This window comes from Hafnia alvei (assembly GCF_900095695.1).
In the GTDB taxonomy this organism is placed as follows: Bacteria; Pseudomonadota; Gammaproteobacteria; order Enterobacterales; family Enterobacteriaceae; genus Hafnia; species Hafnia alvei_B.
The window spans coordinates 38,499-57,396 of sequence record NZ_FMIQ01000021.1 but is presented as its reverse complement, the minus strand read 5'-3'; the positions used below and the strand labels follow the sequence as shown (position 1 = coordinate 57,396).

Genomic DNA, 18,898 nt, shown 5'->3' with positions numbered 1-18,898 from the left:
CAGCAGAGTGATTGTCGCCAACAATCACAATGTGCTGCCTGCAGTTCGGTTTTCTAACCCGGTGTAAACACATTATCAATGCAAAGATTAATACATAAATATTACATACAAACAGGATTATTTGTTTTTTTGGTTGGATTTATCTTCATCCTGATAAAGAAGTGAACTTTTCCATTGCGTAAATAAGTTGATGATCAGAAAAAGGGCGGAGCCGTGCGCCAGCACAATGAGCTTTAGCTCATAGGATAAATATCCTTTCAAAATAATATAAAAACATCAGGAGTGTTATTTTTTATGCACAAGTTAAATTTTATTTTCAGGGTGGAAATAGTTTATTAAAAAGATAGAGAAAAAAGGGAAAATAAAATGAACAACATTAAGGTTATTACGCTTTTTCATACTAATGAATAAACTTCATTTATGACCTGCCTGATAAAAGATATAGAAGAAAATGAAACTGGAATAAATCTCATCTTTGATAATGACAGTAATATCATGGTTAAAGATTATGGTTTTTATTTCTTGTCTGAGTCAGTAAGTGCTTGCGATGAAGAGCGAATAGTTAATATTTACAGAAAGTTAATTACAGAAATAAGTCAAATGGATGAGGAAACGATAAGAACATTGATGTTATGAGCTAAATTGTATGAGCGAAATATTTCCTACACCGATAAGCCGACACGACCATTATTGGTCTCTGACAAAACAAAAGCATCCGCAAAGATTTATCACGCCAGCTCCGAAAGCCTTCGATGATGCCTGATTTTGCTAGTAATAGCAGCGACAATGTTTAGCCCCTACCTACCCATTTACTTCAACGTTATATGCCCATTATCCCTTGTATTTCACCTGCTAAATTGATCGATTTAACAGATCGATAAATTTATATTGATAGCTTTTAACGATTGAAAATGAATTATTGATCGGTTTTATAATTGATTTAATCGATCGATTTTGTGCTTATGATAGGTAAAAACTATCATTGATTTGTTTTTGAGCGTTACAAACGATATGACGAACAGCAAAAATAATTGAATGCTATCAATTGATTAAACAGCTTATATAGCCCTGTGAAGGTCACTCGCGGGTAGGGCTGTCTTTGACGCAACTTTTACTTTATGGGGATAGGTATGAAAGTAAGGAAGATGATACCGCTGCTTTTATCTGCTGCTGTTCTGTCTGGATGCCAACAGCTTAACGATGGCGTGAATAGTGTTAACGGTGCGATTAACTCTTCATTGTCGTCATTGAACAGTGCAGTCGATAAAACACTGGGTGTTTCAGGTTCAACTCAAAGCTCTGGCCCGGCATCCTCAGTTGCGGGTCTTGGTCCTGTCTGCAAAGACTATGAAGAAAATGCAATGGCAGCAGAGAAGAGCTGGACGGGTAAACGGATCTCAATTGCTAATGCCACTGTTCTTGAAGTCACTAAAGGCAGGAGTGCCAGCGATATGATGACAGGTATGGAAAAAGCAGCTCATGCAAATTATTACCTGCTCTTCAAAACATCAGATACCAGCTACTGCGGCGGTATGGTGTGGATCAAGTATTACTCAGGCCTTGATGATGCTGTGCTTACCTACAAGAAAAGCCAGAAGGTCAGCATTACCGGGACTATCAACAATTTCGAAGTTCGTGGTTTCACTACAGTAAACAATGCCGATATGCCAGTTCGTCTCGTTGTCCTCAAAGACGGCACCATCAGCCATTAATTAAGGATTAAGAAATGGAAAACAATACGATTAAATGCCCATACTGCTTTAAGGAAAGCCAGAGTGGCGTTCACGTTTGCACGGGATGCCAAGCTTCAGTGCTGTATGGCACATTTCCGGGCTGGTATGCTTTTATAGTTATATTCCTGTCCTTCGGCCTGTCAGCTATGATTGGTATGGGATCGGGAATGGCAGGGGCAACTATTAGTTTACCAATAATAGCTGCTGTAGGGTTTGCAGCTGGTAAGGCAATTTTCTCTGATAATGTTGTTTTTAGGCGAAGAATGTAGCTATAAGTAATAAATAAACCACGTTATTGTATTTAAACTACACTCGTGGTTTATTTTATATTTTAAGAAATATCATAGAGTAAAATTATTATTGATTTTTAAGCTATTATTTGTTTTACACAAACAATAGTAGCATGATCCCACCAAGGGTTTTCATTTACATGAGTATACAGAATTGAAAACCCTGAGGTGATTATTTCTTCTTTGAGAAAATCTAATGGCTTTAGCGTACGCCATGGCTGATTGTTTTGATACAGTTGATAGTTCTCATAGTTATAGTTGTTAATATCTTCTTGCTGCTTAGGCAGACCACACATAGTGGATATTATTAAACTCCCATCTGGTTTAATCAGACGTTTTATTTCTGCGAAGCAATTTAATCTGTCTCCGCCATTGATACAATGCAAGCAACTTCCGTCAAAAAAAATATCGAAGCTTTCAGAGGTAAAATGAGAAATGTTGGAAATATTATCGACATGAAAATGACCTTTCAGGTTTAATGACAAAAAACGTTCATTAGCCCATTTTATTGCTGTTGGTGATATATCAACGCCATAAACATCGTAGCCTTGTTGCGCCATCAATTGCGAAGACATCGCTGCATTGCCACAACCAAGTTCAAGAAATTTTGCAGGTGGTGCCGGCAAAAGATTTTCTTTGTTGAGCATATCAAAAATATGATTCAGTTGCTCCCACGCTCTTGCGTATCCTTCACCTGTCCATGCATCAAGATTTTGCTGGCGCAATATTTGGTATTTTTTTTCATACATATCATCATTGTTCATATTTGAATATCCTCGTTTTAGTTCCATGATTATTAATGGACATATATTCGCCACATCAAAATTGATCAACCGTCATCGTCTAATCTTGGCGGCCTCATTTTCGGAAACCTGTTCGTATTTTTATATCTTGGGTATATGGATGGGTCAATAACTATACTTTTATTAGCATCATGTGGCTCCGGTTTAGGACGGCTTGGAAAACGAGTGATATCCTCTTTTGTTGGTTTGTAGTCATCAGCGTTAAATCTGGCACGTCTCTCAAACTCAGCACGTGGCACATAGATACTCTGCACTTCATCAAACACGTAGTTTTCAGCAATGCGTTTATCGTGTTCAGTATCATTACGAACCACAACCGGTTTCTTCTTGACCCAGATAAATTTTTCTTTGAAAAAATCTATGACTAATGCTGTAAAACGTCTAAAGATACCATCATGGCGGGGTTTAACTTGCTTCCTCTTACTTTTGACTGGAGCGCGTTTAATCGCTCCGGCTTTTACAGAGGATGGGGTTTTCAATTTAGTGCGTGTATGAGGTGCAGGGACAACCAGAACAGGCGTTTGGTATTCCGATGAACCTGACTGAGAATCCGTATTAGGCAATATTATTTCAATAGGTTCAGGAAGCTCCGATACTGTGAAGTTCCTGAGGTCAACAACGATCTGAAGATCCAAATCTTTGAAAGCATAGTATGTGGTCAGTGCTTCCTGTTTTATCTCATCACGAACAGCCTGTTCAGCAGCTCGTTGTTTCTGAGCCTCCTCACTGTTCCACTTAGCACGATGAATACGCTGCATGGGTGGACGGCTGGTTAACGTCGCCTTGGCAAGCCATAACGCTTTTTCTTCAATATCCACGGTAGTTGCAGCGCTTTCGATTGCTTCAGTGTGTTGAGCATCGATAGAACGGTGATCAATACGTTCTGACGCTCCTGAAGCTTCAAGGTAGCTGTTAGTGTGTGCAGACCACGCTTCACGCCAGAGTAATACATTTTTCTTATCGTTCCAGTTTCTTTCTTTTTTGGTAAAGCCCGTAGCCGTGATTGGTTTTAAAGTCAACATAACGTGAGCGTGTGGATTTTTACCGTCGAGGTCGTGGAAAGCGATATCAGCAATCATGCCCTTATCAACGAAATTTTTCTGGCAGTATTCTACAACCAATTTTACCTTGTCTGCATTGTTAAGCTCACAGGGAATAGCAACATCAAAATAACGGGCTGTTTGACCATCTTTTTGACGCTCAACTCTTTCTACTTCATTCCATAAGGTTGTAGAGCTTTCAATAATATGAGATGGCGCAGAAGCAGGAGCTAATATCTGATGATGGCATAAATCTGTTCTGTGGCTAAAATCGTATGTATTACCTGTACGATCATCTGTTATTTTGCAACGCGCATGATAGGCAGCTTTCCTACAGGAAGACATACCCTCAGAACGTTTCACAATTTTAAACTCCAGATGAAATATCGCCATAAAATACAAACCTCAAATATAACTATGTTGCTATTAGTTTTTCGTGAGAAAAACTCTTGTGTGACGTTGACCTTTCTTTTAGCCTGCGGCAGGCAACTGTCGGTAGACCCCACACGCTCACGAAGTGAGTGTATAAGTGGGCATTGTTTTTTCTAACAATATAAAAACCGCTTACTTAATTAATACAAAATATATTAATAACTGTAAAATTATGAAAGAACAAAACGCCTAATTAAGCGGCGCTATCTGGATGAAGGGGCGAAGTATTCCGGGATAGCATATATGCTATTTTTGTTATTCGATGGTTTTAGTAGACGCGTGAAATTAAAATAACAAGCATACAAAAATAAGTAACGTGGAGAGTATCAGGTAAAATAGTTAGTGGTTGCAATCATATAGTGTTGTTATATTTCATTTTTCTTGATTGGCAGCAGAGAAGACTAGAGGCTATTGGTTAGCTATCATTAAGTTAACACCTATTTTAAGCAATAATGTGGATGAGCTTGTAGTTTGTAAAATAAAATAGGAATGCCTATTGTTATTATTCAAAAGTATGTTAAGGAATAATAAGTTATAATTAAAGGAGGTGTTATGTATAAAAATAATGACGAAGCTATCGACTGAGAAGTAAAAAGACTTCTCGATGATGGGATCTACACTGATACAGAACAAGCCTATTTAGCAGCGGAAAAAATAGTAAGCCAGATTAGGGAACAAGCAAAGCAACGCCAGATTAAGCAACAGTTTAAATTCCGTATTAAGTCAATCAAGAAACAACTGAGCCGTGGTTATGACTATGCTGATATCCCTTATTCAAAAACAAATAAATATTAGGGAGAAAAGTCATGACAATAAAAAACATCAAACAACAAATTGCTTCAGATCAGGAGCGTTTATACTTCTTGGAAGCTAAAAAGAAACATCAAACAAAAAAAGAAAATACTCGACAGAAAATTATTTTCGGTGCAGAGGTTGCCAAAGTATTAGGATGTGATATTAGTGCAGTTGATAAGGCTCTGGTCTTTGGGATTTTGCTGGAGCTACCTAAGCTTGATGAAAGCGATATTCAATTATGCCGAGCGCAGGGGCAAGTATATATCGATAATGTTATAATTAAGCCAACGCAGTAAATTTCCTTTTCTCATCCAAACGGTGAATCAACCTAAAACTTGTTTTTAGGTTGGTGAGCTGTTGAGTTAGTTTAATAGTAGGGTATAGGTATTTTAATATGCTCGATAAATAACCCCATTTATAGGGTTTCATTTATCATTTAGTACATGTATTTTTTATTACATATAATGAGAAATGATATCTTTGCTAAAAACAAAAGGGCCGTAAGGCCCTTTTGTTTTCTATTCAATCCATCAGAGGGGACAGTAATTTATCTAAATCTTCATCATCTTTTATCATCCAACGACAAAAGGCTGAGTAAGGATAGGTTTTTTTTATCATAACTTTAATTTTATTGAACGCGTTTTCTTTTTCTTCATCGGTTGAGTCTTCGCTATAATATGCAATCATATGCTGTGTAAGTTTGTGTGTTGTCTGGACAACTTGTGCTCGAAGAGATCGGGCTGTAAGTCTTTTATTCATTGTATTATCATTATTGTAAATTTCATCTAGCAATTGGGCTGTTTCAATAGTCTTATCATCATAGAATTGAGGTGTAATAATAAAGTTTTTAGCTTTAGGAGAAAATCCGGGTATTAATTTCACTCTATCCCAGACACTTCCTGAACAACAATCAAGAAGATTATCATATTTTGTTAGTTTGATGTTGTTGCAGCGTGAGCATACTAAATATAAATTATCCCATGAGAATTTTTTTCTTAAATCCCCCATGTGAGGATCAAAATGCTCAATATTTATATCTAAAGGTTTCTTAGTTTCACATAAATAACATTTTTCATGGAAGCATTCTTGTAGTGCCGAATGAACGTCATCGCCATCATATTTTTTCTGGGCCAATAATGAATTAGGTGCAGGCCTTGTTCTCATTACATTGAACATGATTATTTCCTACTGACTAATATTTTTTTTAGTTTTAATCAATTTCAACTGTGCTGCATCAAGGAAGGCTTGAGTATCTGAGCTCATATTTTCCTTTTCAGAGGATAAAGAAGATATGATTTTTTCTAGTTCATCAATATTATCTGATGTTATATTTTTAGCCAAATTTTCGATGCGAGTAAGTTTATCTGTTAGCGCATGGGAATCTGGTAAAACACCGAATATTTCTTCCATGACTACACCATATGAGTAAGATGACACGTCTATTATCTGTTCATTGGCTGTGAGGTCATAAATAACTGAGTTAGTAACGGACGTGACTACAAAGGGAGAATGAGTTGTTACGATAAATTGAATTTTTGGAAATGATTTAATGAAAAAACGCAATATCTGTTTTTGTAGAGACACATGTAAATGAGCATCAATTTCATCAATAAATATAATTCCTTGTATGTTATCAGGTGAAACTCCCCACATCTCGACCCTCATAATCAGATCAGTATAAATACTTAAGATCGATGAGTATCCTGCTGACAGTGTTTGGAATGTATATTTATCTTTCCCTTCTTGATGTAGATAAAATTTTTCATCTTTTGTATCAAACTCCAAAATTAGATTTGAATCTTCAAATAATGATTGCAAATCTGTTTGGATTTTATCGAACCAGTCTTTGATTCGATTTGCTTCGACTTCATTTTTATCAAAGGCTATTGCATAACTTTGATTTTTTTTCAAACTTAGCAAGTAACTTTCAAAAAATTGGCTCCCATCTTTGTCATTAGCAAAATGCCTATTTTCTTCAACAAGCACTGAGTGTTTTGGTGCTTGATTTGGCGATGAGATCGCCGATTGTCTTGTCGCGCTATGAAACCTAAGCAAAGACCGAGTGTCTTTGTTATCAATAGAATTTATATCGATTTTAAAATCATTGATTTCTTTTAGTCGGGCTTTATTTTTTTTCCAACTCACTGCTGTAATAATTATAGCTTCCGGCATCTCTACCAATATTATTTAATTCATGTTCATGTCTGTTAATTTGATTTGTTAAAAATTGAACGTTATTGTTGTTTGGGTCATCTATTCCTTTCTTTAGGTAGTTATAAATGGCTGTTATAAAACTTGTTTTGCCACAACCATTACCTCCCGTAATAATTAGGCTCATTCCATCTAACTTAATGTCAACTCTTTTTCTTGAATATGGAATTGGAATATTTATCTTGGAAATGCTACAAAGCATAAAATGCCCCTTAAAAGGTTAATGTAAATAGCTCAGTATCTTATTTATAACTTTATCACTGTACAGGTAAATTGAAACCTTATACTTTTGATGAACTTACATCCGACTTCTTGGCTTGATGTAATGAATAAACGATTTACATTTTTCAACGCAACTGGAGTGCTGTTCTCAAGCCACCATTGCTTTAAATTTTTTTGCCTGAACATAATCTCCCCACCACTGCATTAGCGTTGCTCTTTCCGCCAGATACTCAGCTCGGTTGTATGCCGCAACAATCTCATCCCTTTTGGAGTGAGCAAGAGCAGCTTCAAGAACGTCTGTTCTGAACTTACCGCATTCCTCAGCTGCTGTCCTTGCTATAGATCGCATACCGTGGGCAACCAGTTCACCGCCAAGCCCCATACGGATTAGTGCTGTATTAGCAGTTTGCTCATGCATATGGGTCAGTGGCGTTTTTATGCTGGGGAACACCCATTCACGATGACTGCTGATAGGCTGCATATTTTCGAGTATACGGAGTGCTTCTTTGCTGAGAGGCACTTTATGCGGACGTTTCATCTTCATAAATTCAGGTGGGATGTTCCAGATTTTGTTCTCTATATCGATATCTGCCCACCGAGTCCGTACAGCTTCCCCCGGACGGACCCACGTCAACAATTGCCACTCAATTAGCATACGGGTTTCCAGACGGACTGAGGCATTAGCTAGAGCAGCCATAAATCTTGGCAACTCGTTGGGGGGAAGGGCTGGCATGTTTTGTTTTTTGGGTTTGCTGAAGCGCTGGCCAAGGTTATCAGCAGGATTGAACTCAATGAGTTCTTCTGTCGCAGCGTAACGGAAAATTTCGTTCAGGCGGGAAATGATACGGCGTAAGGTTTCGAGAACACCACGTTGCTCAATGGGATCAAGATGCTGCTTCAATAGTTTAGGACGGATCTCTTTTATTGGAACATTTCCAAGACCGGGGAAGATATTTCGTTCAAGACTACGCCAGATGTCAACTGCGTGGTCTTTAGATATACCGGAAGTCTTAATCTTCTCATCCAACCACTTCCGAGCAACTGCTTGGAGCGTGTGTTCGGTAGCATCTTTTAGAGCATTAGCTTTATCTGTGTTGTGGATCTGAGGGTCAGTGCCATTAGCAAGCAAGGATAGATATTCATCACGTAAAGCTCTTGCTCTTGCTAACGTGAGGTGCGGGTAGGTCCCAAGGCTCATCTTCGTGCGTTTTTTAGTTACTGGCACTGCATATCTGAAATACCAATTTTTCTTCCCCCCTTTTGAGAGTGGGGCTATTCGTAGCATTAGGCCATCGCCATCGAATAGATTGATTTCTTTGTCTGCAGGTTTTGTGTTTTTGATTTCAGTATCAGTGAGTTTCTTAGCGAGTTTTGCCATTTTGGGACCCTCAGTTTTTGGACCCTTTGCAATGGGTCCCAAAAAGGGTGCCATAAGTAGTGGCTCTCAGCAATTCCCAGTAGACTATTCTAGACACAAAAAAGCCCGCAGAGCTTGTGCTGTGCGGGCTTTCAGGACTTCAGTAGACGACTCTGGTAATCATCACTAAAGAATTTTGGTGGAGCTGGGGGGATTTGAACCCCCGTCCGAAATTACTACACCGTCGGCACTACATGCTTAGTCTAGTCTTTACATTCGCCTACCAGCTGCGGACAGACACGCTACTAATAAACTAGCTTGATTAGATTTAATGCTTCAACCCCAAGCAAGGTATCCACACGATCTCTTTTGGTTTTGACCTCTCTTGATCCCCGTCCTAAGAGCGGAGGCTAGGGAGAGAGGGCTCTGAGCAGGTTATTAAGCTGCTAGTGCGTAGTTTTCGTCGTTTGCGACTATTTTTTTGCGGCTTTTTACGAGGCAAACCGCCCCTCGGCATGCTCCTTGGGCTTCGCAAATCCCGTCGAATCCAGAATCAGCCCCAAGTACTATCGTGCATTGTATCAGAAAATATATCCGTAAAGCCAGTAGCTTAGCGGTTTGAGTTCTTCATAATACGTGCTTTGTCTAATTTCCACTCACGATCTTTAATATCATCGCGTTTGTCGTGCTCTTTTTTACCTTTTGCGAGCCCAATTTTGACTTTGGACCAAGCATTTTTCCAGTAAAGAGACAGCGCGACAACGGTAAAACCATCTCGGCTAACTTTTCCGAATAGTGTTTCTAGCTCACGCTTTTTCAGTAGCAGTTTGCGGGTACGTGTTGGGTCGCATACCACGTGCGTAGACGCCACATTAAGCGGCTGAATAGTCGCGCCAAAGAGGTATGCTTCGCCATCGCGGAAAGTTACGTAGCTATCGGCAATATTTGCTTTACCTGCTCGCAGCGACTTAACTTCCCAACCTTGCAGCGCTAACCCCGCCTCGATCTCTTCTTCAATGAAGTATTCGTGGCGAGCGCGTTTGTTCATAGCAATCGTTGCTGAACCGGGTTTGTGTGCTTTTTTCTTTGTCATAGTGCTGCCATTATACTGAACCAGTCATGGGATGAACATCCTTTCACCCTAAGCTGTCGTTGTTTTTTAATACATTAGCCCAGTGTGCTTAACGTGTTTCTCTCTGTCCACAGATAAATGGTATTATTTGTGCGTTTTATGTTACTCAGGAATTGATATGCCACAGATTAGCCGTTCTGCGTTGGTGCCTTTTAGTGCCAAGCAAATGTACCAATTGGTCAACGATGTCTCTGCCTATCCGGCGTTTTTACCCGGCTGCGTGGGAAGTCGAGTTTTAGAATCAGGGCCAAATTCGATGACAGCTGCTGTTGATGTCTCAAAAGCAGGGATAAGCAAAACTTTTACGACTCATAATACGTTGGCTGATAGCAGCAGTATTAAAATGCAACTTGTGGATGGACCATTTCGTAAGTTACTGGGTGGCTGGCATTTTATCCCATTAAGCGATGATGCGTGCAAGGTTGAGCTGCATCTCGATTTTGAGTTTACTAATAAGCTGGTTGAACTGGCGTTTGGTAAAGTATTTAAAGAACTTGCGGGGAATATGGTTCAGGCTTTTACTTCACGAGCAAAAGAGGTCTACAGTGCCTGATATCAATGTAGAGGTGGTGTATGCCTTGCCTGAGCGCCAATATCTTCGTCGCATTAAATTATCTGAAGGGGCAAATGTTGAGCAGGCGATTCAACAATCTGGCTTGTTAGCATTGCGTACTGAAATTGACCTAACGAAAAACAAGGTTGGGATTTACAGCCGCACGGTCAAATTATCAGACAAAGTGCATGAGGGGGAGAGGGTGGAAATCTATCGCCCATTGCTTGCGGACCCAAAAGAGCTACGTCGCTTACGCGCTGAGCGAGCAAAAAAATAAGGCGTGGTAGGCGCCTTATTTTTTAGTTTTTTTACACCGGCCGTATTCACGGCGTCGATCAGTCTTCTTTGCTTTCAGGAAGCTTCTTGGTGTTTTCAATTCCCGTCAGAAGACCACTTCCATCAAAGGTTAGGGTCAGTGTCTCTTGAGACACGGCCTCATGGCCTGGCTGTTGGCGGAACACGTAGAACCATGTGCTGGTTCCAAACGGATCTTGCAGCATTGGTGTACCTAGCGTGTAGGCGACTTGTTGCTGCGTCATCCCTCTGTGAATTTTGGCTACGTCAGCAGCAGTCAGGTAGTTTCCCTGATTGATGTCAGGACGGTATACCACTTTTTCAAAGGTTGAACAGCCTGCGGTTAGCGTAACCATAACCACAGCAGCGGCAGTCAGCATTTTACAACGCATAGTAATCTCATTCCTTTTGGACATAGGTTGCCGATGATAATCGACCTTGCAACAGTTGGAAACCTCAACAGACTCCAATATGACCTCAGGAATCAAAAAAAGTTGATGTTTTTTATGCGGCAAGCAGCTCTTTTGCATTTGCCAGCGTATTGCGCGTGACTTCACTTCCCCCTAACAGCCGCGCCAGCTCTTGCAAACGCGCTTTTTTGTCCAGTGATTGCATGGTTGTTTCAGTTTCAGAGCCATCGGTGTGTTTACTGACATAAAAATGCTGGTGTCCGTACCCGGCGACCTGAGGTAAATGGGTGACACACATGACCTGTGTTGACTCACCAAGCTGGCGTAGCATTTTTCCGACGATAGCTGCGGTCGGCCCACTGATCCCCACGTCCACTTCGTCAAAGATAAGTGCGGGGGTATCCATTTTCTGGGCGGTGATGACTTGAATAGCTAGCGCAATACGCGAGAGCTCACCACCAGAGGCAACTTTAGCTAACGCTTGGAGTGGCTGTCCTGGGTTAGTGGTTACGCTAAATTCAATGCGGTCTGCCCCATCTGCTGTTAGTGCTTCAGGCATGAAGTTAACGTCAATCGCGAACTGACCATGAGGCATGGATAGCTCGTGCATACTGTGTGTAATGAGCTGAGAAAGCTCTTGAGCGAAACTCACTCTTTGTTGATGCAACTGTTGTGCGAGCGAAAGCGCGTACTCATGATGCTTGTGTACGTTTTCAGCCAGCTGTTCTTGATCACTCTCCTGCTGGCTGAGTGACTGCTGCTCGTCCAAAAGCTGCTGATAAAACTGAGGCAGTTCTTCCGGCGTAACATGATGTTTACGTGCTAGCGCAATTTGGCGAGATATCCGCTGTTCTAATTCATAAAGCCGAGCAGGATCCATATCAATGGTATCGCCGTAATGGCGTAGTTCATTGCTGGCTTCTGATATTTGAATTGAAGCTTCTTCCAGCATATCTAGCAGAGGTGAAAACTGGCTGTCGTAGCTAATCAGCTCAGACACGTTTTGTTTTGCGCTGTGCAGCAGGCTGAGAATATTGCCGTCGTCGGCGTCAGACAGCATGTTTAATGCGCGCTGGCTGATGGTTAGAAGCTGGCCGCTATTGGCTTGGCGCTTATACTCTTCATCGATCTGCTCATACTCTCCGGGCTGGGGAGCAAACTCATTGAGTTCTTTTAGCTGATATTGCAGTAGCTGTTTGCGCGATTCACGCTCGGCAACCTGCTTTTGATGGTGAGCCAGCAGGCGGCAGCTGTGATGCCATTGGCGATAGGCGGCTTGCATTTCTGCTAATAGCTCAGATTGGTTGCTATAGGCATCTAACAGCTGTTTTTGGTGCTCGGACTTGAGCAGTAACTGATGCGCATGCTGGCCATGAATCTGAATCAGATGTTGGCCGAGTTCCCGTAGCTGTGAAAGAGGAACTGCGGTGCCATTGATAAATCCGCGAGAGCGTCCGTCGGCGCTGATAACGCGTCGTAGCAGGCACTCATTGCTGTCATCTAACTGATTTTGCTCAAGCCACTGCCGTGCTGACGGCGTGTCAGCCAGAGAGAAACGTGCGCAGATATCGGCTCTAGGTGTATTTAAACGCACCATAGCGGCCTCTGAGCGCCCTCCAAGGCATAAACCTAGCGCATCAATAGCAATTGATTTACCTGCGCCTGTTTCGCCGGTGATGGCGGTCATTCCACGCTGGAAGTCAATTTCAAGTTCACGAACAATAGCAAAGTTAGAAATGGTCAGCTGCGTCAGCATTCGAAATTCCCCTGTACGGAATCACATAACTGTATTTAACTACAGTATAAACTGGTTTTTTATACAGTAAAGTAGCTAACGCAAAAAATTATTCCCTTCAGAAAAGTTTTTTCGACCATCCTAACTTCGTGCTTAATGTATTGAAATAGTTGTAATCTTTGGGATGAATAAGATTGAGGTGAAATTGGCTTCGCTGAATCATGACTTCTTCACCTTGCTGGATCGGCAGCGCGATCTGGCTGTCACAGCTGATTTCCAAGTCGTTGCTGAAATGGCTAAACCGCAGATGAATTTTGCTGTTGCTATCAATAACCAGCGGGCGAGCTGAAAGGGTATGCGGGAACATAGGAACCAGCGCAATGGCATCCAGCGTTGGCGTGAGAATAGGCCCTCCAGCAGACAATGAATACGCGGTAGAGCCCGTCGGTGTGGAGATAATCAGTCCATCGGAACGCTGAGAGAACGCAAAGTTTTCATTGATATAAACTTCAAATTCAATCATATGAGCGACTTTACCTGGATGTAAAACCACTTCATTGATGGCGGTGCTCATGCGTCTTTGCTGTTGCTCGCGGCAAACTTGCACTTCAAGCAAAAAGCGTTGTTCACTAAAATATTCACCGTCGAGAACGTCTGAGAGCTGTTGTTTGGCATTGTCGGGATCTAAGTCGGTAAGAAAACCAAGATTTCCACGGTTCACGCCAATCACTTTGATATCGTAACGTGCCAGAATGCGGGCTGCCCCAAGCATATTGCCATCGCCGCCGACTACGACGGCGAGATCGGCTTTTTGGCCTATATCCGCCAAGCTGCCTGTTTCGGCGTTTTCCAGTTTTAGATCGTGCGCAATTTGATGCTCGACGATCACCGGATAGCCTTTGCTGACAAGCCAGTGAAATAGCATTTCGTGCGTGGCCAGCGCGGCAGGATGACGCGGGTGACCGACCAGACCGATACATTCAAATTTTTTATTCATACGGTGGTTTTCCTACCGAGCGCAATTTAATGGCTCTCATTATGCGCGGTTCTCTTGAATCGCCAGCTTTCATCCCCATAATAAGCCAAGTAGCGAGATTAATGCCAAACCGCGGAGAATTTCATGAGTAGTAAAGAACAGAACATGTCGAATGAGCAAGCCTCACAAGAAATGGAAAACGGACAAGAGCAGCACCAACAGGCTCAGGTCGATGCGGCGGACGTCGTTGATACGCGCGATGAGCGTATTGCCGAATTAGAAGCTCAGTTGCAGGAAGCCGCTCAGCGTGAGCGTGATTCTGTGATGCGTGCTCGTGCAGAAGCGGATAATATTCGCCGTCGTGCTGAGCAAGACGTTGAAAAAGCGCATAAGTTCGCTTTAGAAAAGTTCTCTAACGAACTGCTGCCAGTGATTGATAATCTGGAGCGTGCGCTGGATCTGGCTGATAAATCTAACCCAGAACTGACCTCTATGATTGAAGGTATCGAATTAACGCTGAAATCCATGCTGGATGTGGTGCGTAAATTCGGCGTAGAGCAGGTGGGTGAAGTGAACGTTCCGTTTAATCCAGAAGTGCATCAGGCGATGACGCTAATGGAGTCTGAACAACACGAGCCTAACCACGTCATGATGGTTATGCAGAAAGGCTATACCTTGAACGGTCGTTTGATTCGTCCAGCGATGGTTGCGGTATCTAAAGCGAAAGCGTGATCCTGACGTCTTTTCCGAAAATAAAAAACCAGTCGATTGACTGGTTTTTTTTCGCCTGAAACTTACTCTTCGCTGCCGTTCTCCGGCAAACGTGGCTGCCAATCAATGGGAGCTAAACCTTGTTCAATCAACAACTGATTGGTTTGTGAGAAGTGGTGGCAGCCTAAAAAGCCGCGATGGGCTGAAAGCGGTGAAGGGTGCGGAGCTTTTAAAACTCGGTGGCGCTGGGTATCAATAATGCTGCCTTTCTTTTGCGCGTGCGCTCCCCATAGCAGGAAGACAATGCCTGAGCGATGTTCATTGAGCGCAGCGACTACTTTGTCGGTGAAGGTTTCCCAGCCTAGCTTGGCGTGTGAATGTGCTTGGCCGCGTTCAACGGTTAATACCGTGTTAAGCAATAAAACCCCTTGTTCAGCCCAGCTTTTTAGATAGCCGTGCTGAGGAATTTCAAAACCTTCGATATCGGTTTTGAGCTCTTTATACATATTCATTAGCGAAGGCGGCGCAGGGATGCCAGGACGCACCGAGAAGGAGAGACCGTGAGCCTGATTGGGGCCGTGATAGGGGTCTTGGCCTAAGATCACGACTTTAACATCGTTAAGTTCCGTGAAACGGAAGGCATTAAACACGTCTTTCTGCGGTGGATAAATGGTCTTACCGGCTTGGCGCTCTGCGGCGACAAAAGCGAGCGTGTCGTGAAAGTAGGGTTTTTTTTTCTCGGCACCGATGACATCGTGCCAGTTTTGTGGAGAAGTCATCTGCACTTCCTCTTTGTTTATACGGAAATTATTTTGTCGTAGCTTACCGTTTCAGGTGATGAATTTAAACCGTGATGAAAATTTAGCCATTTTAGAAAACAGTCAAAAGTGGTGTTTTTTTGTGCGCAAATTAAATTATTTTTGAAAATTTACAAAAATAGAAAAAGCATCTTGAGATGGTTAAATTTGATGTAAAACATAAATTTGCCCCAATTGGTAAAATTGACACCCTTAAAAAATTGATTTAAATCAAAGAAAACCCCACTCTATACTGGTATATAAAACATCAAGACAACATTGGTTTTACCAAATGGCCGAAGTTAAGGCCGTAAACTAAGAAATTAATCCAAGATTTTTTTGCTCTATTGACGGAGGCAACAAATGATTCAAGGTATTCAGATCACTAAAGCTGATAATGCAGACCTGATGAACTCTTTCTGGCTGCTCGATACAGATAAAAACGAAGCACGTTGTGTATGTGCAAAAGCAGGCTACGCAGAAGACCAGATCGTTGCAGTAAGCGAACTGGGCAAAATTGAATATCGCGAAGTACCTTTGGATATCAAACCAACGGTACGTGTGGAAGGCGGTCAGCATCTGAACGTTAACGTTCTGCGCCGTGAAACTCTGGAAGATGCTGTTAAGCACCCAGAAAAATATCCACAGCTGACTATTCGTGTGTCTGGCTATGCAGTGCGTTTCAACTCACTGACTCCAGAACAGCAGCGTGATGTTATTGCTCGTACCTTTACCGAAAGCCTGTAATTTTTAGGCTAAAGGCATAAAGAAATAGCAAAAAGGAGCCGAAAGGCTCCTTTTTTACGTCTGATAGCGCAGAGATCTTTGCTTAGCGGTGCAAAATATCATCATGAGTAGCAATCTTATAATTGGTTTTATTATCATTCCATTTCATGATGTTAGAGTTGGATAGCGCTAAGTAAGCTAAGCGGATAAAACGCAAAATGAAAATATCATGATGTGGTGCTCTTTTTTAGATGAGCGTGATGTTCCCAAAGCTTAGAACGAAAAAAAACCGCCGATAAAGGCGGTTTCTGTGTTTGGGTGCTGATTTATTCTTCGGTCTTGGTCGACTGTTCAACTTCTTTCGACTTACGGCGTTTCCCGACATTTTTGCTGTCGCGATGGCGCACTTTTACCTTTTTATCTTTCTTCTCTTCAGCCTTTTTCTCTTGGCGTTTGATCAGCGTCTTTTTAGACGGCTTACCTTTGTTCTTTTCGCTAGGTATTTTGGTTGTCGGACGAAGCTCGTCAACCACGCGCGACTTAATCTGCTCTTCAACATAGCGGCCAATTTTGCCCAGCAGCAAATGGTCGTGTGCTTCAACTAGAGAAATCGCAATGCCTTTGCGACCAGCACGGCCAGTACGGCCAATGCGGTGCAGATAGGTATCTGCGGTGCGCGGCATGTCAAAGTTGAACACATGGCTGATATCTGGAATATCCAAACCACGTGCTGCGACATCGGTAGCAACTAGAACGTTTACGCGACCATCGAGCATACGCTTCATGGCTTCGTTACGTTTGGCCTGTACCATTTCACCTTCTAGGTAGCAGGAGTTGATGCCCGCTTCGCGCAGCCAGCTTACCAGCTCATGAACACGTTCACGCTTGCGCACGAAGATCACGGATTTGGTCACTTCAGGCTCTTTCAGCAGATGACATAGCAGCTTGGTTTTATGCTCAAGAGTATCGGCGCGATAGTACCATTGCTGGATCTTTTTACGTTCGCGGCGCGATGGGTCGGCTTCAATTTCAACCGGCTCCTGCAACAGACGTTCAGAGAACTCTTTAATCGCATCGCCTTCCAGCGTTGCCGAGAACAGCATGGTTTGTTTGCGCCAGCGAGTTTCTGCCGCGATAGTTTCGATATCTTGCGCAAAGCCCATGTCTAGCATGCGGTCTGCTTCATCAAGGATCAGGGTTTCAACCGCGCGACAATCGAAGTTTTCTTCTTTGATGTATTGCAGCAGACGGCCTGTGGTTGCTACCACAATGTCCTGATTTTCGCTGAATACTTCAGCGTGGTTCATATAGGCAACGCCACCGGTGATGGTTGCGATATCTAAGTTTGTGTGTTTAGCCAATTCAATGGCTTGCTCGGCAACCTGCATTGCCAGTTCACGCGTTGGGGTCAACACCAAAATACGCGGTGGGCCGGATTTCTTGCGCGGGAAGTCGAGCAGGTGCTGCAACACTGGCAGCAAATAGGCGACGGTTTTCCCGGTTCCGGTAGGCGCAGAGCCCAGAACGTCGCGACCGTCCATTGCCGGAGGAATGGCGGCAGCTTGGATAGCTGTCGGGCGGTCATAGCCTTTATCGCGCAATGCGTCGAGTAGGCGTTCATCGAGTTCGAGTTCGGAAAAATTGCTTGCTGTCATGGTCTACCTCTACTTGGGGCGCCGATTATAGACGGGTTGGAGCAGATGTTCACCCATTAAAGCGGGGGAAATAGCATGTTTGCTCTGATCCAACCTTGGCGAATTTATGCGGATATTTTATGCTATGTGGCCAAAAATAAGGAGCTACCGTGGTTCAATGCCCATCAGAATCAGCGCCATTACGTCGTAACGGATTCACATTTAAGCAATTTTTTGTTGCTCACGATCGCTGTGAGATGAAGGTTGGTACTGACAGTATTTTGCTGGGCGCATGGACAGATGTCAGCGATATCAACGGAAAGATACTGGATATCGGCAGCGGTAGCGGCCTTTTAGCGTTAATGTTGGCGCAGCGTACCACAGATTCAGTACGAATTGATGCAGTTGAGCTCGATGATAACGCTGCTCCGCAGGCGGCGGAAAACTTCTCGCAGTCGCCATGGGCCAGCAGAATGCAACTGCATCACTGCGCACTGCAGTCTTTTGCTGCACAGACGGCCTCACGTTATGACTTGATTGTTACCAACCCTCCTTATTATCAGCCTGGCGTCGAGTGTCGCAACGAGAGTCGGGGCACAGCTCGCTATACTTCTGAGCTTAGTCATCAAACGTTGCTCAAACATGCGCATGCGTTAGCATCTGATAAGGGAAAAATGGCGGTGGTTTTGCCTTGCGATATCAGCGTTGATTTTATTCAACTGGCGGCACGCGAAGGATGGTTTTTATTGCAGCATATGGAAGTTGCGGAGTTTGCTAATAGAGCGCCACATCGTGCCCTGATGCTATTTGGCGTGGAGCCAGCGTCAACGCAGTCAGACCGATTGGTTATTCGTGATGAGAGCAATGCTTACTCGGACGATTTCCGCCAATTAACTAAAGCGTTTTATCTTTTTTTCTGAGGGTTAGGACATGAAAAAGGCCCAATAGGGGTAATGCAGATCGTTTATGAGATCGAGATACACGGGGCTAGCACACCGCGGGGCGCTCCGGCAGCTAAAGCTGCTACGACCCCATCGGTGTACTTTC

21 protein-coding genes and 1 other RNA gene are annotated in these 18,898 nt (G+C 42.9%); 9 read left to right on the top strand and 13 right to left on the bottom strand.

Annotated features, from left to right (window positions below):
• The first annotated feature begins 1,130 nt into the window (after window positions 1-1,130).
• Both BN1044_RS06250 and BN1044_RS06245 read left to right on the top strand, forming a co-directional pair.
• On the top strand, window positions 1,131-1,712 hold the full coding sequence (locus BN1044_RS06250; RefSeq protein ID WP_072307985.1) for a hypothetical protein: 582 nt from the start codon (window positions 1,131-1,133) through the stop codon (window positions 1,710-1,712).
• 14 nt (window positions 1,713-1,726) lie between these two features.
• The gene (locus tag BN1044_RS06245) at window positions 1,727-2,002 is read left to right on the top strand and encodes a hypothetical protein (RefSeq protein WP_072307984.1); all 276 of its coding nucleotides are present in this window, start codon (window positions 1,727-1,729) and stop codon (window positions 2,000-2,002) included.
• Between the two features lie 98 nt (window positions 2,003-2,100).
• Here BN1044_RS06245 and BN1044_RS06240 read toward each other — a convergent pair whose 3' ends face one another.
• Both BN1044_RS06240 and mobQ read right to left on the bottom strand, forming a co-directional pair.
• The gene (locus tag BN1044_RS06240; protein WP_072307983.1) at window positions 2,101-2,787 is read right to left on the bottom strand and encodes a class I SAM-dependent methyltransferase; all 687 of its coding nucleotides are present in this window, start codon (window positions 2,785-2,787) and stop codon (window positions 2,101-2,103) included.
• A gap of 65 nt (window positions 2,788-2,852) precedes the next feature.
• Window positions 2,853-4,259 (bottom strand): MobQ family relaxase, encoded by a 1,407-nt coding sequence (gene mobQ, locus BN1044_RS06235; RefSeq protein WP_072307982.1) that lies wholly within the window; start codon window positions 4,257-4,259, stop codon window positions 2,853-2,855.
• 651 nt (window positions 4,260-4,910) lie between these two features.
• Here mobQ and BN1044_RS23850 point away from each other — a divergent pair.
• Together BN1044_RS23850 and BN1044_RS06225 are read left to right on the top strand one after the other, a co-directional pair.
• On the top strand, window positions 4,911-5,093 hold the full coding sequence (locus BN1044_RS23850) for a hypothetical protein (RefSeq protein WP_254663918.1): 183 nt from the start codon (window positions 4,911-4,913) through the stop codon (window positions 5,091-5,093).
• A gap of 11 nt (window positions 5,094-5,104) precedes the next feature.
• The gene (locus BN1044_RS06225; protein ID WP_072307981.1) at window positions 5,105-5,389 is read left to right on the top strand and encodes a conjugal transfer protein TraD; all 285 of its coding nucleotides are present in this window, start codon (window positions 5,105-5,107) and stop codon (window positions 5,387-5,389) included.
• 226 nt (window positions 5,390-5,615) lie between these two features.
• Here the strand turns inward: BN1044_RS06225 and BN1044_RS06220 are convergent, their stop codons facing one another.
• The 6 genes from BN1044_RS06220 to smpB all read right to left on the bottom strand — a co-directional run bounded on the left by BN1044_RS06220 (window position 5,616) and on the right by smpB (window position 9,976).
• Window positions 5,616-6,269: an HNH endonuclease family protein gene (locus tag BN1044_RS06220; protein ID WP_072307980.1), complete on the bottom strand. Its 654-nt coding sequence runs from the start codon at window positions 6,267-6,269 to the stop codon at window positions 5,616-5,618.
• Between the two features lie 9 nt (window positions 6,270-6,278).
• Window positions 6,279-7,265, bottom strand: a complete 987-nt coding sequence (locus tag BN1044_RS06215; RefSeq protein ID WP_254663917.1) for an AAA family ATPase — start codon at window positions 7,263-7,265, stop codon at window positions 6,279-6,281.
• Entirely contained in the window at window positions 7,219-7,506 is a 288-nt protein-coding gene (locus tag BN1044_RS23845; protein ID WP_254663916.1) for an AAA family ATPase, read from the bottom strand. Before BN1044_RS23845 ends, BN1044_RS06215 begins: the two co-directional genes overlap by 47 nt.
• A 168-nt stretch (window positions 7,507-7,674) precedes the next feature.
• Entirely contained in the window at window positions 7,675-8,904 is a 1,230-nt protein-coding gene (locus BN1044_RS06210; protein ID WP_139130901.1) for an integrase domain-containing protein, read from the bottom strand.
• A 176-nt stretch (window positions 8,905-9,080) separates the two neighbouring features.
• Window positions 9,081-9,444: a transfer-messenger RNA gene (gene ssrA / locus BN1044_RS06205) on the bottom strand.
• A gap of 49 nt (window positions 9,445-9,493) precedes the next feature.
• The gene (smpB, locus tag BN1044_RS06200) at window positions 9,494-9,976 is read right to left on the bottom strand and encodes an SsrA-binding protein SmpB (RefSeq protein WP_025800516.1); all 483 of its coding nucleotides are present in this window, start codon (window positions 9,974-9,976) and stop codon (window positions 9,494-9,496) included.
• Window positions 9,977-10,133: 157 nt separating this feature from the next.
• On the opposite strand from smpB, the gene BN1044_RS06195 reads away from it, so the two are divergent.
• Window positions 10,134-10,568: a type II toxin-antitoxin system RatA family toxin gene (locus tag BN1044_RS06195; RefSeq protein WP_025800517.1), complete on the top strand. Its 435-nt coding sequence runs from the start codon at window positions 10,134-10,136 to the stop codon at window positions 10,566-10,568.
• Window positions 10,561-10,845 (top strand): RnfH family protein, encoded by a 285-nt coding sequence (locus tag BN1044_RS06190; RefSeq protein ID WP_072307978.1) that lies wholly within the window; start codon window positions 10,561-10,563, stop codon window positions 10,843-10,845. The genes BN1044_RS06195 and BN1044_RS06190 overlap by 8 nt, the downstream gene beginning before the upstream one ends.
• 58 nt (window positions 10,846-10,903) lie before the next feature.
• On the opposite strand, the gene bamE is transcribed toward BN1044_RS06190, so the two are convergent.
• The 3 genes from bamE to nadK form a co-directional block, all read right to left on the bottom strand.
• Window positions 10,904-11,254 (bottom strand): outer membrane protein assembly factor BamE, encoded by a 351-nt coding sequence (gene bamE, locus BN1044_RS06185; RefSeq protein ID WP_040046809.1) that lies wholly within the window; start codon window positions 11,252-11,254, stop codon window positions 10,904-10,906.
• Between the two features lie 112 nt (window positions 11,255-11,366).
• Window positions 11,367-13,028, bottom strand: coding sequence for a DNA repair protein RecN (recN, locus tag BN1044_RS06180; RefSeq protein WP_072307977.1), 1,662 nt, complete (start codon window positions 13,026-13,028; stop codon window positions 11,367-11,369).
• A gap of 97 nt (window positions 13,029-13,125) precedes the next feature.
• Window positions 13,126-14,004 carry an NAD(+) kinase gene (nadK, locus tag BN1044_RS06175; RefSeq protein ID WP_025800521.1) on the bottom strand — a complete coding sequence of 293 codons (879 nt, stop codon included), beginning with the start codon at window positions 14,002-14,004 and terminating at the stop codon, window positions 13,126-13,128.
• Between the two features lie 123 nt (window positions 14,005-14,127).
• Here nadK and grpE point away from each other — a divergent pair, with 123 nt between their 5' ends.
• A complete protein-coding gene (gene grpE, locus BN1044_RS06170) occupies window positions 14,128-14,715 on the top strand; it encodes a nucleotide exchange factor GrpE (RefSeq protein WP_072307976.1) in 588 nt (195 codons plus the stop codon).
• 62 nt (window positions 14,716-14,777) lie between these two features.
• Here the strand turns inward: grpE and ung are convergent, their stop codons facing one another.
• Window positions 14,778-15,473, bottom strand: coding sequence for a uracil-DNA glycosylase (ung, locus tag BN1044_RS06165; RefSeq protein ID WP_072307975.1), 696 nt, complete (start codon window positions 15,471-15,473; stop codon window positions 14,778-14,780).
• A 381-nt stretch (window positions 15,474-15,854) separates the two neighbouring features.
• On the opposite strand from ung, the gene grcA reads away from it, so the two are divergent.
• Window positions 15,855-16,238 carry an autonomous glycyl radical cofactor GrcA gene (gene grcA / locus BN1044_RS06160; RefSeq protein WP_025800524.1) on the top strand — a complete coding sequence of 128 codons (384 nt, stop codon included), beginning with the start codon at window positions 15,855-15,857 and terminating at the stop codon, window positions 16,236-16,238.
• Window positions 16,239-16,543: 305 nt separating this feature from the next.
• On the opposite strand, the gene srmB is transcribed toward grcA, so the two are convergent.
• The gene (srmB, locus tag BN1044_RS06155) at window positions 16,544-17,872 is read right to left on the bottom strand and encodes an ATP-dependent RNA helicase SrmB (RefSeq protein WP_072307974.1); all 1,329 of its coding nucleotides are present in this window, start codon (window positions 17,870-17,872) and stop codon (window positions 16,544-16,546) included.
• Window positions 17,873-18,021: 149 nt separating this feature from the next.
• Here srmB and BN1044_RS06150 point away from each other — a divergent pair, with 149 nt between their 5' ends.
• Window positions 18,022-18,771: a tRNA1(Val) (adenine(37)-N6)-methyltransferase gene (locus BN1044_RS06150; protein ID WP_072307973.1), complete on the top strand. Its 750-nt coding sequence runs from the start codon at window positions 18,022-18,024 to the stop codon at window positions 18,769-18,771.
• Window positions 18,772-18,898 lie beyond the last annotated feature (127 nt).

Coding starts and splice junctions, on each gene's coding strand:
- ung (WP_072307975.1), bottom strand. CDS start 15,473: ATGACTTCTCCACAAAACTGGCACGATGTCATCGGTGCCGAGAAAAAA.
- BN1044_RS06240 (WP_072307983.1), bottom strand. CDS start 2,787: ATGAACAATGATGATATGTATGAAAAAAAATACCAAATATTGCGCCAG.
- srmB (WP_072307974.1), bottom strand. CDS start 17,872: ATGACAGCAAGCAATTTTTCCGAACTCGAACTCGATGAACGCCTACTC.
- bamE (WP_040046809.1), bottom strand. CDS start 11,254: ATGCGTTGTAAAATGCTGACTGCCGCTGCTGTGGTTATGGTTACGCTA.
- BN1044_RS06220 (WP_072307980.1), bottom strand. CDS start 6,269: ATGTTCAATGTAATGAGAACAAGGCCTGCACCTAATTCATTATTGGCC.
- recN (WP_072307977.1), bottom strand. CDS start 13,028: ATGCTGACGCAGCTGACCATTTCTAACTTTGCTATTGTTCGTGAACTT.
- BN1044_RS06245 (WP_072307984.1), top strand. CDS start 1,727: ATGGAAAACAATACGATTAAATGCCCATACTGCTTTAAGGAAAGCCAG.
- BN1044_RS06250 (WP_072307985.1), top strand. CDS start 1,131: ATGAAAGTAAGGAAGATGATACCGCTGCTTTTATCTGCTGCTGTTCTG.
- BN1044_RS06195 (WP_025800517.1), top strand. CDS start 10,134: ATGCCACAGATTAGCCGTTCTGCGTTGGTGCCTTTTAGTGCCAAGCAA.
- smpB (WP_025800516.1), bottom strand. CDS start 9,976: ATGACAAAGAAAAAAGCACACAAACCCGGTTCAGCAACGATTGCTATG.
- BN1044_RS06225 (WP_072307981.1), top strand. CDS start 5,105: ATGACAATAAAAAACATCAAACAACAAATTGCTTCAGATCAGGAGCGT.
- grcA (WP_025800524.1), top strand. CDS start 15,855: ATGATTCAAGGTATTCAGATCACTAAAGCTGATAATGCAGACCTGATG.
- BN1044_RS06210 (WP_139130901.1), bottom strand. CDS start 8,904: ATGGCAAAACTCGCTAAGAAACTCACTGATACTGAAATCAAAAACACA.
- grpE (WP_072307976.1), top strand. CDS start 14,128: ATGAGTAGTAAAGAACAGAACATGTCGAATGAGCAAGCCTCACAAGAA.
- nadK (WP_025800521.1), bottom strand. CDS start 14,004: ATGAATAAAAAATTTGAATGTATCGGTCTGGTCGGTCACCCGCGTCAT.
- BN1044_RS06215 (WP_254663917.1), bottom strand. CDS start 7,265: ATGCCGGAAGCTATAATTATTACAGCAGTGAGTTGGAAAAAAAATAAA.
- mobQ (WP_072307982.1), bottom strand. CDS start 4,259: ATGGCGATATTTCATCTGGAGTTTAAAATTGTGAAACGTTCTGAGGGT.
- BN1044_RS23845 (WP_254663916.1), bottom strand. CDS start 7,506: ATGCTTTGTAGCATTTCCAAGATAAATATTCCAATTCCATATTCAAGA.